Origin of the sequence: Thermogemmata fonticola, from assembly GCF_013694095.1 — a bacterium.
GTDB classification, from domain to species: domain Bacteria; phylum Planctomycetota; class Planctomycetia; order Gemmatales; family Gemmataceae; genus Thermogemmata; species Thermogemmata fonticola.
Window position 1 is genome coordinate 49,791 of the sequence record NZ_JACEFB010000009.1, and the last position, 12,663, is coordinate 62,453.

Here is a 12,663-nt window from a genome sequence, read left to right on the forward strand (position 1 = left end):
GAGTCTGGGGACATTTATGCCATTGACCTTGGAGCAGTATATCGAGCGGATTCACGAACGTCCGGACCTGGTCTGGCCGGCTGCCCCCCGGATCGAGCCGGTCAAGGCCCGCCCAGCGCTGCGCAAGCTGCCCATTCGTGGGGTGATGTGGACGGTGTACGGGACCCTCGTGGCGATTCCCCAGGGGGAGTTGCTGTTCGAGCATCCGCAGGACTTCGTCACCGAGGCTGCTCTGGACAAGGTGATCAAGGAGTTCAAGATGTGGCACTCCATGAGCCGCAAGCCAGGAGCGCCTTCGGCTTACCTGCGTGAGCTGTTCCGCAAGGCCCTGCAAATGCTGCAACTAAGCGGTACGGAGCGCTACCCGGAAGTGCCGGCGGAGCGCATCTGGGACGACATCGTCAAAAAACTCCAGCAGAAAGAGTACACCTTCGATGTGGCGATCTACGGCAGCCTGGGGGACTATGTGCAGAAGATCGCCTATTTCTATCACGCCAGCATTCAGGGAGTCGGGCCGTATCCCCAGGCGGCGGCAACCCTGCGGGAGCTGCACCGGCGCGGCCTGGCCCAGGGATTGCTCGCCGATGGCCAATGCTTCACGCCGGGGCAGTTGCAGCGCTGCTTGCGTCTGGAAGACCCCCAGGCGGCACTCGATGAGTGGGTCCCGCCGTCTCTGCGCATCCTCTCTGCGGAGAAACGGGCGAAGAAGCCCTCCGAGACGCTCTTCCGAGCCGCCCTGCAAGCCCTCGCCCGCCACGGCCTGGAGCCGTCCCAAGTGTTGCACGTGGGTTCCCATCTGACCCGCGACATCGCCCCGGCCAAACGCCTCGGCTTCCGCACCGCCCTCTTTGCTGGCGATCGCCACAGCCTGGTGGCCACACCAGAGCAGCTCAAAGACCCGGCCCTGCGGCCCGATGCCCTCATCACCGAGTTGCCCCAAGTGCTGGAATTGCTCCCTTGACCCCCAACGGCAGAACATTCCCTTGACCCTGGTATGGAGGAATGCTCCCTTGAACCACAACAGCGGAATGTTTCCCTGAACCATGACGGTTGAACGACGCTCATCGCGGCCTGACGCCTGTTTTGAACCCATCCGGCGGCCTCCTCCGTGTTCTCCCCGGAAAACCTTCCCTGACGCGGGATGGTTTCCCCCCTATCTTTCCGCTTTTTCTGGAGGAGCAACTTGTCTGGTGGACGACAGATGTTAGAAAGGAGTTCTTACCCATGACGGTGGATGTCCAGACTCTGGAGAGCGCCCTGGAGCTGATCCGCGGTTTGGACTTCGCGCATCCCATCGCGGACATCGAGGCGATCCGCGCCGTCAATCCTCACCGCTACGAGTTCGAGATGCTGACGGCGATTGTGTATGTGGATCGGCAGCGGCACCGGATCGTCGGCTACAAGGATGTCCGGGCGGATGAGTTCTGGGTACGGGGGCACATGCCGGGCTATCCGCTCTTTCCCGGCGTCTTGATGTGCGAAGCGGCGGCCCAACTGGCGGCTTACTATTACACGAGCCAAAAGATCGGCGATGCGGGAATGTTGGTCGCTCTCGGCGCTTTGGATGAGGCCCGCTTCGTGCGCCCCGTGCGGCCCGGCGAACGGCTCGTCCTCGTCGGTACGGGTCTGAAGGTCCACCGCCGCCTGACCCGCTTCCATGTGCTCGGCCTGGTCGGTAGTGAGCGGGCCTTTGAGACTCAGGTCAGCGGTATGCCGATCGGTCCCCTGGCCCAATTGCAAGGAACGTAAAGCGGAGCTGGCAGCCGGCGGGAGACTGGCAGAGGCCGACGCTGAACCTGGAGAGTTGAGAGCCGATATGCTGGTTCCGGCTGCTTCCGTCGCATTCCGGGAGCCTGGCCCGATCCGCAGGAAGGCCCAGAAACAGAGGCGGTATCGGTCCGGCGTTCAGTCGTACCACAGCGGGGTCACCAGCCACAGGAGCTGGCCGTTGCCGCGGCGCGGCTCTCCATCGCAGCGGATGCAAGCAGCCCCCGCTTTCTCCAGGGTTAAATTGCTCTTGTCAATACCGAGCAGCCAGTCGAGGTAATGGGCGAGTTGAGGCATGTGGCCGACGGCGGCGACGGCTTTTTCCCTCCGTTCCGGAAGGCGGGGGCCTAATGGCGGCAGGTTTGCCAGAAAGTCGGACAGCTTGCCGGGCTTCCAGACATCGATGGCCAGTTCATCACAGGTGACGGGGCGCAAGCCGGGAGCCAGCACTTCCAGCAGAGCCACCGCCGTTTGGTGAGCACGCACCAGCGGGCTAGAAGCTACGGCATCGAGCACAATTCCGCGCTTGTGCAAGGTGCGGGCCAAGGCACGGGCTTGCTCCTGGCCTTGGGCGGTCAGCGGGCGGTCAAAATCCCGCTGGGCCGTGCCGCTGCCCAATGCTTCTGCTTCCGCATGACGGATCAAATATATCCACATAGGCGTTCCCGTGGTGGGCGAACAAGCCTCTGTCTTCCAGGACGGCGCATCCCAGACCCCAGGATAGACCTCCGAGCATTCCGGCTTCCCGCCACGGCTGCGATGCTGCCTCCAGGGCCAGGCTACTCGCTTTCCCGCTTCAGCCCGCTATAATGCGATGTCCCGCGAAAAGGCAGCCGGAGTTCCCAGGGCTGGGACGGCCTCGGCGGAAAGTGCAGCCGAAGTTAGGTGCGGCCAGAGCAGAGCATAGGCCGGAACCAGCCGCCGGCTACACTAACTCCGAGGACTTCATTATAGCGACCGGACTGCTACGGCGACCGGACTGCTATAGCGACCGGACTGCGAGGAACTGGAGGGAAGTGCATCCAGACCATGATGATCACACGTCACGATTTGCGCAATGTGGCCGTCATCGCCCATGTGGACCACGGCAAAACCACGCTGGTGGATCAGATGCTGCGGCAGTGCGGACAATTCCGCCCGGAGGAACTGGACCGCCTGGTTGGAGGCCAGCACGGCTTGATCATGGATTCCTATGATCAGGAACGGGAGCGCGGCATCACGATCTTTGCGAAGAATTGCGGCATCCGTCTGGGCGGCGTGAAGGTGAACCTGATTGACACGCCGGGCCACGCCGACTTTGGCGGGGAAGTGGAGCGGGTGCTCAAAATGGCCGACGGGGCCTTTCTGCTCGTGGACGCTGCCGAAGGGCCGCTGCCTCAGACCCGCTTCGTGCTGCGCAAGGCATTTGCCGCCGGCCTCAAACCGATCGTGATCATCAACAAGATCGACCGGCCGGACGCCCGCATCGGCGAAGTGTATGCCCAGGTCTTCGACCTGTTCATCGAGTTGGGGGCCGATGACGAGCAGGCGAATTTCCCGGTGATCTATGCTAGCGGCCGCAATGGCGTGGCCACCGCCGACCTGTCCGTCCCTGCTGTGGACCTCAAGCCCCTCTTCCAAGCCCTGCTCGACTACGTGCCCGCGCCGGTAGTGGACGTGGACGCCCCCTTGCAGATGCAGGTGACCGCCCTGCAATACAGCGAGTATGTGGGCAAAATTGTCGTAGGACGCGTCTTTGCCGGGCGAGTACGGAAGAACCAAAAAGTGGCGATCGTCCGACAGGCCGATGGCCGCATCCTCAGCGATACCGTGGTCCAAGTGCTCGAATTCGATCGCCTCGGCCAGCGGGAAGTCGAGGAGATTCAGGCCGGCGATATCTGCGCCCTGGTCGGCCTGGAAGATGCAGAAATCGGCGATACCATCTGCGATCCCGAATCCCCCCGCCCCTTGCCCCCGCTGGCCATCGACGAACCGACGCTGGACATGCTCTTCCGCATCAACGACTCGCCCTTCGCCGGTCAGGAGGGCAAGCCGCTGACCAGCCGCGAATTGCGCGACCGCCTGGAAAAAGAATTGCACCACAATGTCGCCCTGCGGGTGCGCCCCGGCGAGCGGGAAAGCGAGTTTATCGTCTCCGGACGAGGTCTGTTGCATCTGGGCGTGCTGCTGGAGACCATCCGGCGGGAAGGGTCCGAACTAGCGGTGGGCAAGCCGCGGGTCATCCTCAAGGAAATCAACGGCCGCCAGTGCGAACCGTATGAAGACCTGGTCATCGAAGTGCCCAACGAGCACGTCGGCGCCGTCATGGCCCTGGTGCAACCGCGCGGGGGCGAATGCCAGAAGATGGAAAGTCACGGCAGCACGACTCAGTTGAGCTTCCACATCCCCGCCCGCGGCCTGATCGGCCTGCGCACCCGCCTCCTGACTGCCACCAACGGTACCGCCACTCTACACCACAACTTCCTGGAATATCGCCCCCTCAAGGGCACTATTCCCGGACGGCCCACCGGCGTCATGGTCAGCACGGAAACCGGCAAAGCCACCGCCTACGCCATCGAAAGCCTCCAGGAACGGGGCACCCTCTTCGTCGCACCTATGCAACCGGTCTACGAAGGGCAGATCGTCGGCGAACACTGCCGGGATAATGACCTGCCAGTCAACATCTGCCGTGAGAAGAAACTAACCAACATCCGCAGCTCCACGGCGGAGATCAAAACCGTGCTCAAACCGCCGCGCGTCTTCGCCCTGGAAGCCGCCCTGGAGTACATCGAAGAGGATGAATTGGTGGAAATCACTCCCAAGTCCATCCGCCTGCGCAAAATCCACCTCAAGGAATCCGAGCGCAAAAAATACGCCCGTCAGAAGACCGCGGTGGAAGGACATGCCTGACAGAGCACGAACTGCCTGCGGCGGTGGAGCGAGAGGCACTGCCGCACCAGGGGGATAGCATCATCACGCTGGGGGAATGGCGTCACCACGTCAATGAACTGTCACTTTCTGGATGCGTCTTTCCTTTCCGTCGGAAAAACGGCGAGTCGGGGAGAAACGGCAGGCACGGGATGGCCAGGCACCGGCGACCGGCGGAGAGGGCAGGGAATGCCACGATCACCCGGCTTCAGAGCAGGCGGATGCGCACGGACGGATCGCGGAGCTGTTGTAAAAGCCGACGCGGGAGATGGCAGTGCAGCCGCACCTCGTTGGCTTCGTCGTGGAACTCCTGGCGATATACCTCGGCGTGGGCGTTGAGGTAAGCCAGGACTTTGCCGTTGCCCGCGCTAGTGATGATCTCGGCCTCGGCGAAGTCTTCCGCCAGCATTTCCACGACCATGTCGGCCAGTTGATCGAGTCCCTCCCCAGTCAGAGCGCTGACCGCGACGCAGCGGGGATGCCGGCCTTCCAGCAGCCGCAAACGGGACCGATCCTCCAGGCGGTCGATCTTGTTGAGCACCAGGAGTGTTGGCTGATTGCTGCAACCCAGTTCCTTGAGCACCGCCGTGACCGCGTCGATCTGCTGCTCTGCCTGCGGGTTGCTGGCATCCACCACATGGAGCAGCAGACGGGCATGGCGGGCTTCCGCCAGGGTCGCCCGGAAGGAGGCCACGAGATGGTGCGGCAGGTCCCGGATGAAGCCGACCGTGTCGGAGAGCAGGACGCGGCCCCAATGGGGGATGTGCCAGCGCCGCGTGCGCGTGTCCAGCGTTGAGAACAACTGGTTTTTGACATACACGCCCGCGCCGGTCAAAGCGTTCATGAGATGGGATTTGCCCGCATTGGTGTAACCCACCAGCGAGACGGTGTATTCCCGCCGCCGGCTTTGCACCTCCCGCTCCTTGCGTGCCAGGACCACAGCCAGGCGGGCCTTGAGGTCGCGGATGCGTTCGGCCACCAGGCGCCGGTCGGTTTCCAACTGGGTTTCGCCCGGACCGCGCAAGCCGATCCCGCCGCCTGTCTGCCGGCTCAAGTGCGTCCACATCCGCTTCAGGCGGGGCAGGGAGTATTCCAACTGGGCCAGCTCCACCTGCAAGCGGGCCTCCACCGTGCGTGCCCGGCTGGCGAAAATGTCCAGGATCACCTCGCTGCGATCCAGAACCTTGACCCCCAGCTCCTTTTCCAGATTGCGCACCTGGGCGGGTGACAAGTCGTTGTCGAAAATGACCACATCCGCGTCGCGCGCCACCACCAGGTCCTTTAGCTCGCGGAGTTTACCAGCCCCGATGTAGGTGGAAACCTCGATCTCCTGGCGCTTCTGGGTCAGCTCGCCCACAATGACGGCCCCGGCTGTCTCAGCCAAACCGCGGATTTCATCGCACGGGTCCGAAGTCGGCCAAGGACGATGCGGCAGAGCCACGCTGACCAGAATGGCACGCTCCCCGGATGCTGTCCAACCGTTCCGTTGCGTCTCAAACGATTTGCTGATGGCGAGCGTCTCCTCGAAAAATCTTCCGTCGCTTCAGGCGGGATCGTTCTCCGGCAATGTGCTTCCTTATCGTCTAATCCATTCTATGCCATTCGCCGGCGACGATTGCAAGCAAAAAACCGGCGGAGGGAACCGCTCGCCTTGCCTGGCGGTGGGCAAAAACAAACCGCGCTGCACCTAAGCCGGTGGGAGCTAGGGCAGTGCGGGCTTGGGTGGAACGAGAGCGTCAGGACGGTCATTGGCAAGGCTGGCAGAGAAGGTGGCTCAGTCCTTTCGCCGTTCCTCGGCACCCGGCAGGAGGGACAGCGGGGGCAGTTGGACCTCGCTAGCCGAGGCGAAGACGGGGTTGACCTGGAAGCGGACGGCCCCACGCTGGGCATCATACTGCATGACGCCGCGGAAGTCTGCCAGGCCCATGCGACCCAGGCGCTTTTCGATATTGCCCAGTTCCGCGGGCAGATAGGGCTGTTGGGTTTGCAGGGTCGTGGTAGCCGACAGGCCGGCGCGGCCAGCGCCACCGGCAAAGCCATGAGCGGTCAACTGCGCGGGCAGGATCGGGCGCGGGGCATCGGCCACCACCGTGGTATCCGCCAGTTCCGTGCGCGTGCCGCGCTCCAGAGTGATCACCACCGGCTCGTTCCGCGTCAGGTCCACTTCATGGAGGCTGACGGTCTGCCGGGGCGTGCCCTGATATTGAGTGACCTTGAGGGTCGCCCGTTGTCCGAGCGCTTGGCCGTAGGCAGTGCGGACGCGGATGCGATACGTCCCGGAGAAGGCCGAGCTGGCGATGTAGATTTCCGAGCGGTCGCCGTCGAGGCTCTGCTCCAGGCGATCCCCGCGGAGGATGCCGCCTCCCGCCGAGCGCGGATGGAGCGGAGAACAGGTGGAACCGCTCGGTTCCTCCACGATCAGGTCCAGATCCGCCGGACCTTGCCAAAGCAGCTCGATGACTAGGTCACGCTGGGTTTGCTGCTGGAGCAGGCGGCGGAGTTGTTCGCGCCGCGGGTCCTGCTGCGGAATCTGCGCTAGCAGGGCTTCGAGTTGCTGCCGGGCTTGCTGGTGATAGTCGCGGTCATCGACGCCCCAATCCTGGCGGAGCAGTTGCCGGCTGGCCCACAGGACCGCGTCGGTGTCGATTTGGGGCGCCTGGCGGGCATAGGCCAGGGCGTTGGCGTAGGCCAGGGGTTCATGGGGGGCGATGTCCGCCGCCCGCTTGCAGAAGGCCACGGCTAGCTCGTATCTCTTGGCTTGGGCCAAGGCCTGGGCCGCCTGGAGCAAAGCCCGCGGTTCCTGGGGTTCCAGGTCCGCCGCCGAGAGGCTCGCCCGAAGCACTTCCTCTTCTGCAGCCTGGCTCAGTTGCAATGCGATGGCCAGGGCGTCGTGCGTCCAGGCTTCCGTGGTCAAACCTTTACGCAGGCCGGCCTTGAGCAGTTCCGCCGCCGCCTCGTACTCCTCTTGCTCCAGGAGGAATTCCGCGGAGGCCACGATCAGGCCGGGGTCTTCCACGGTCCACTCCACGGCCTGGTTCCACATGCGGCGGGGGTCTTTGCTGAGCTTGGGCTTGAGGACAGCGGGATCGTACCGCGGGTCGATGACGCGGGGTCGATCCGCCGCACGGGCTTGAGCCGCTCCTTCCCCGGTTGCCGCCGGTTGGCCCGCTCCCGGAGCGCCGGGATTACCCGCGGCGACTGCACCCCCATTGCGGCCCGGTTGCGGACCCAGAGCCTGGCCGCCGCCCACCGCCTTGAGTTTGACCGAGGAAGCGGGATGGTAGCGGTGGGTCCCCCGGATCAGCAGGGCGCGGGCCGGCGGGTAGTAACCGATAGAGTTGAGTTGCTTTTGATCCAACAGCGGGGCATCCTCATCAGCGCCAAGGCCTTGCTGACCTCGGCGGACGTTGAGCCATTCCCCGCGGGCGACGGTTTCCACAATCAGTTCCATCAGCAGCATGCTTTGGTCGCCACCTTGCAGGCCGAACTGGCCGCCGAGGTTACCGAACTGGCCGAGTTGGCCACCGCCGATTTGCAGACCACCGGCCCCGAAACCGAAGTTCTGGTTGAACGGGTCTGGGCCGAATTGCTGCGCTCCCTGCATGGCCAGGCCGCCGCCGATGGGCGGGCCGGCTCCGAATTGCTGGCCCTGGAATTGATTGCCAAAGGCTCCGCCGAAGCCCTGGAAGTTCTGGGCGCCGAGCACCGCCCCGTAAATCGCCAAAGCCGAGTTCTGGAAGAACAGGTTCATGAACAGCATCTGCTGGTTGACGGCGCTGGGAATCGGAATGACCAGGTCCGCCACGGGGAAGACGCGGGTCACCTTCTCTTCCAGGCGGCGATTGAACGTTGTGATTTCCACATAATCCGGCCGGACGATGAAGGTGGCATTCATCGATTGCAGCACGATATCCAGGAAGTTCCCCAACTTGAGGCCACGTAAGCTGGTAGCCTTCAGATTTGGCCGCTTATCCCGGATGTCGTTGACCCCTTCCGCCTTGAAGTACTCCTCCATGATGACGAAGTTGATGCCGTGCTGCTTGCTGAGAATGTCAAGCAGATCGCCCAGGGACTGATCGTTGATGTTGATATCATCCCGGAGGCGGACTTCGTCATTTTCGATCTTGTTCTTCAGCTCGATCTGAGAAGCCGGGGGATTGGGACCGAGGTTGGAGTGCAGATAGGCTTCCCGGCGCAGGCTGGTCAATTCCCGCCAGACGGCGGCCGGGGGGAAGTGCACCGGCGGCTCATCGGGATAAGGAATGTGCGACTTCTCCGACTGCATCAGGGAGATGAGGAAGCGGTCCTCCCGGATGCGGACCAGCTCTTTCCATTCCCGCAGTTGGGTAGCATGCTGGCCGATCATGTAGCTGGCCGTCGCCGTGATGGGGACGGGCTGGGCGTTGTTGATCCGTTCGGCGATCATCAACTGGGCTTCCTGATAGGCCAGCTCGTAGCGGGCTTGTTGCATCAGTTGGCGGAATTGATCGATGCGGAACTTGATGCGGTTTTCGTCCCGCATTTGTTCTTCCAGGGCGTTGAGGCGCTGGCGGGCGCGGCTGACGAGGCTGCGTTCGATGTTGGCCTGCCGCTTGATTTCCTCGCCTTTACGGTATACGTCATTGATGGCGGCTCCGAGATCGGCCAGGAGTTGCCGCCGAGCTGCTTCGCCGAGGGCGGTGTTGCGTTCCACATCTTCTAGCAAGCGCTTGAGATCGGTTAAGACGCCATCGGGATCGCTCCGCAGGCGTTCGCGGGCCTCACGGATAGCGGTTTGAACGCGGAGACGGGCCTGATCCTCAGCGATCTTCCGCTCTGCCAGTTGCTGTTCGAGCAGTTGCTGGGGCGTAGGCTCGCTGCGCGGCGGAGTTGCTCCTCCTGGACCGCCCGCGGGCGGCTGGGCCGGCGCCGTCTGGATGACTTCGCGCACCGCCGCTTGCGGGGTGATGCGGAGGGCTTGCACCTTGTCCCCCGCCCGGCGCTTGAGGTCCTGCCATTCCTGAATGGAGAGCTTATTGAGCAACTCGCGCCCCTTCTCGGCTTCGGGGTCTTTCGGACAGATGCGCAGGACCGCATCAAACAGGGCGGCGGCCTCCCGATAGCGATCCAGTTGGATGGCCCAGGCCGCTTGCGTGAGCAACTCTTCCCGGTACAGCCGCACTTGCGTACTCGCCAAAGCCAAAGCTCGATCGGACTGGAGCAGAGCGGGGACCTCCTTGTGGGGGGCGTTCCGCCATTGCTCCAGCATCAAATTGAGGAAGTAATGCTCCGGTTGCGGAGGTACCAGGGCGATGCTCAAATCCTGGCTGACAGCGCGGCGGGCGACATACCCTTCGACATGGAGCCGGAGTTGTTCCGCGGCGGGGCGGGCCAGCTTCCCCAGCACCAATGTGCCCCGGTCCGCACGCAGCGGCGGCAGGCGGGCCGGATAGACTTCCCCCACCTCCTCGCCGAAGCGGAATTTCTCCACCTTGAGCACCGGCACATCCAGGGCTGCCACCAAGCGGCGGGCGAACTCCTCTCGCTTGCTGATCATCCGCAGGTCCTCTTGGACCCGGACTACCGCACCGCCCGTCAGCATAGCCAGGCCGTGGAGATTTGCTGCATGCACCTTCAGCCCCAAAGGCACCGCGAAGAAGAGAATGTCCTGGGCGTCCAGGCGGCTGCCCAAAGCCAGGCGATCCGCTTCGGACAGCGGCCGGTAGATGCTTTCCCCATCTCCCAGGAGTACGATGGCCTGGGTGCGGGCCGGGTTGGGACTGAGCGTGGCAGCGGCCCGGAGAATAGCTGCCTGCAAATCCGCCGCCCCGGAGCCGTACTCCATCTCCGTCAACTCGGCAGCGGCGTCCCGGACCTCCTTGGCATTCGGCGCGAAAAAGCCCTTGGTCAAGGGGCGGGTGGACTCTGGCGTGTTAACTACCCACACACTGACCCGGTCGGTCTCCTTGAGCACATTGCCCACCCCCTCGATGATCGCTCGGGCTTGCCGCAGGGGGATACCTGCCTGACTGGCCGTGGTATCGACCAAGAAGATGACATCCCGCGGGCGGGGCGGCCCGGCTACCTCCAGATTCGGCCGCACTTGCCAGGCAAACACCAGCTCCTCCTCACGGGATTGGTACGTCACCAACGGCAGGCGGCTGAACTTGGAAACCGCCAGGTCTTCCGTGAAGTGGGTCGTATCCGGACGCCCCGATTCCCCCCGTGGCGGGCGGGACGAACCCGGACGCACATCCCCCAGTAGATGGGTTCCCACCGCAGCAATCGTCGCCAAAACGCCCAAAACAGCAGGCGCTACCCGAAGGCACTTCAGCAGGCTGTTCATCCCGCGCACTCCTTCGTTACCAGGCCGGAACTGGCTAAACTCCAGCCCCAACCCGTCGTCATTTACTTTATTGTGATCCTTCCGACTTCCCATCGCAAGCTACATTTTCCGCTCGGCATCCTAGCCGGGTACCGATTTCTCACGTCCTTTATTCTCCCTTCCCCTCTCTATGGATTCGGAAGTGGAGGCCTGGCGTTTCCCTCCATTCGTTGGTTCCCGTCACCGTTCCAGCACAGGGAGTTCTGCTCTCCCCTCACTTTACACCTTCCTCAACACCGCGGCTGAGGGATTGTTGGCGTATTATTGCTGTTTCCATTGGCTGGGGCGGCCTAAGTCTAGCGCTTTTGGCGCAATCGCCAGTACCGGCAGCCCCTGTCGATTTGACTTCCTCCCAAATGTGTTCTAGGGTGAATTGTCTCCTGGGAGAGGGTGGCTGGTCCGAGCGGCGGGAGGAGACAAGTCTCGCGTGTCTCGGAACAACCAAACTCCATGGAGAACAAACTGTTACGTTAAAAACTTAGAGTTCCCTCTGTCGAAGGGACGGCCAGGAAACCGCGGTATGGACCTGCCCCAACCGAACCACGAACCGCCCGTTGAATCGCCCTCGCCCTTGGCGGAACTCCGCCGCCGGTTGTTGGGGACTCCACCGGCTGCGCCATCGTCCCCCCACGATGGCGCCCCGCGGGCGAGTGCGCCTCCACCCTCCCGCCTCCATTCTTCGGTTCCTTCCGCTCCGGAGGAACTTGGACCGCCTGCTTCGCCTTCCTCCCCTGGCAGCGGCAGCTTGCCGCACGACTCCCTGACCCGCCGGTTGAAGATGCCCGCCATTCCGGTATCGGCCTCGGCTTCTGTCCTCGGCGTTTCTCCTACAGAAGCTGCGGTGGATACCCCGCTCCCGCATTCGTTCCCCTCCCGCCGCCACGTGGCAACCCCTCCCCCCGTAGCGCCCTACGGACCGGCCCCTTACGGGATACCCTACGCTCCGCCTCCTTCCGGAGAGTACTCCCAGGGACCTCCCAGCGACTGGGAGGATGAGATCGCCCGCGTACGCCGGGAAAACAAGGAACTGCGCAAACTGCTGGAGGAGATCAAAGGCATCCTCCAGGAAGCCAGCGAGAACGAACAGAAACTCCTGGCCAAACAGCAAGATTATGAGCGCCAACTGGCGGAAAAGGAGGCCCTCATTCAGGAGCTGACCCAGCACCTGACGGAAATCGAGGAAAAGATTGAAAAAGGGGAGTTGGTTCCCAAATCCGCCACGCCGAAGACCCGTACCGAGCTGGAAGAGTGGGCCGACGAGTTGGAACGGGAAAGTGTGCGTCTAGCGCAAGAGTGGAAGAAACTTGAGGAGGAAAAGCGGCAACTGCGCGAGGATGAAGAGGCTCTGGAAAACCAGATGCGGCACACCGAGAAGGAGATGGCCAAGGAGCGAGCCGAACTGGCTCGACAGCGCCGAGAATTGGAGCGCCTCCAGGAGGAAATCCGCAACCAGATGGAATTGATCCAACGGGGGGACGCGTCCTTACACCAGCAGCTCCACAATTTCCGGCGGCGGATTCAGGAACAGTAAAGTAGCCGGTCCGCCCCGCGGATATAATAGGTAACCTCCCATGCAGCACCGTAGCCCGGTGGGGTCGCACCCGCCGGGCTGCGGTGTTTCTGGC

The 12,663-nt window shown here is 63.1% G+C and carries 7 protein-coding genes; 4 read left to right on the forward strand and 3 right to left on the reverse strand.

What is annotated here, in order from left to right:
• Window positions 1–16: 16 nt before the first annotated feature.
• On the forward strand, window positions 17–961 hold the full coding sequence (locus H0921_RS12185; RefSeq protein WP_194538473.1) for an HAD family hydrolase: 945 nt from the start codon (window positions 17–19) through the stop codon (window positions 959–961).
• Between the two features lie 263 nt (window positions 962–1,224).
• Window positions 1,225–1,749 (forward strand): 3-hydroxyacyl-ACP dehydratase FabZ family protein, encoded by a 525-nt coding sequence (locus H0921_RS12190; protein WP_194538475.1) that lies wholly within the window; start codon window positions 1,225–1,227, stop codon window positions 1,747–1,749.
• Between the two features lie 156 nt (window positions 1,750–1,905).
• Here H0921_RS12190 and H0921_RS12195 read toward each other — a convergent pair whose 3' ends face one another.
• The gene (locus H0921_RS12195; protein WP_194538477.1) at window positions 1,906–2,424 is read right to left on the reverse strand and encodes a SixA phosphatase family protein; all 519 of its coding nucleotides are present in this window, start codon (window positions 2,422–2,424) and stop codon (window positions 1,906–1,908) included.
• A 375-nt stretch (window positions 2,425–2,799) separates the two neighbouring features.
• On the opposite strand from H0921_RS12195, the gene typA reads away from it, so the two are divergent.
• Window positions 2,800–4,656, forward strand: coding sequence for a translational GTPase TypA (gene typA / locus H0921_RS12200; RefSeq protein ID WP_194538657.1), 1,857 nt, complete (start codon window positions 2,800–2,802; stop codon window positions 4,654–4,656).
• Between the two features lie 226 nt (window positions 4,657–4,882).
• Here typA and hflX read toward each other — a convergent pair whose 3' ends face one another.
• Together hflX and H0921_RS12210 are read right to left on the reverse strand one after the other, a co-directional pair.
• Complete coding sequence (gene hflX, locus H0921_RS12205; protein WP_194538659.1) at window positions 4,883–6,184, reverse strand: GTPase HflX; 1,302 nt, start codon at window positions 6,182–6,184, stop codon at window positions 4,883–4,885.
• A gap of 264 nt (window positions 6,185–6,448) precedes the next feature.
• The gene (locus H0921_RS12210) at window positions 6,449–10,999 is read right to left on the reverse strand and encodes a hypothetical protein (RefSeq protein WP_194538479.1); all 4,551 of its coding nucleotides are present in this window, start codon (window positions 10,997–10,999) and stop codon (window positions 6,449–6,451) included.
• A gap of 559 nt (window positions 11,000–11,558) precedes the next feature.
• On the opposite strand from H0921_RS12210, the gene H0921_RS12215 reads away from it, so the two are divergent.
• Complete coding sequence (locus H0921_RS12215) at window positions 11,559–12,569, forward strand: hypothetical protein (protein ID WP_194538481.1); 1,011 nt, start codon at window positions 11,559–11,561, stop codon at window positions 12,567–12,569.
• The last annotated feature ends 94 nt before the right edge of the window (window positions 12,570–12,663 follow it).

Bases quoted from the DNA above. Each gene is read 5' to 3' on its own strand.
- H0921_RS12185 (WP_194538473.1), top strand. From the start codon at position 17: ATGCCATTGACCTTGGAGCAGTATATCGAGCGGATTCACGAACGTCCG.
- H0921_RS12190 (WP_194538475.1), top strand. From the start codon at position 1,225: ATGACGGTGGATGTCCAGACTCTGGAGAGCGCCCTGGAGCTGATCCGC.
- H0921_RS12195 (WP_194538477.1), bottom strand. From the start codon at position 2,424: ATGTGGATATATTTGATCCGTCATGCGGAAGCAGAAGCATTGGGCAGC.
- typA (WP_194538657.1), top strand. From the start codon at position 2,800: ATGATCACACGTCACGATTTGCGCAATGTGGCCGTCATCGCCCATGTG.
- H0921_RS12210 (WP_194538479.1), bottom strand. From the start codon at position 10,999: ATGAACAGCCTGCTGAAGTGCCTTCGGGTAGCGCCTGCTGTTTTGGGC.
- H0921_RS12215 (WP_194538481.1), top strand. From the start codon at position 11,559: ATGGACCTGCCCCAACCGAACCACGAACCGCCCGTTGAATCGCCCTCG.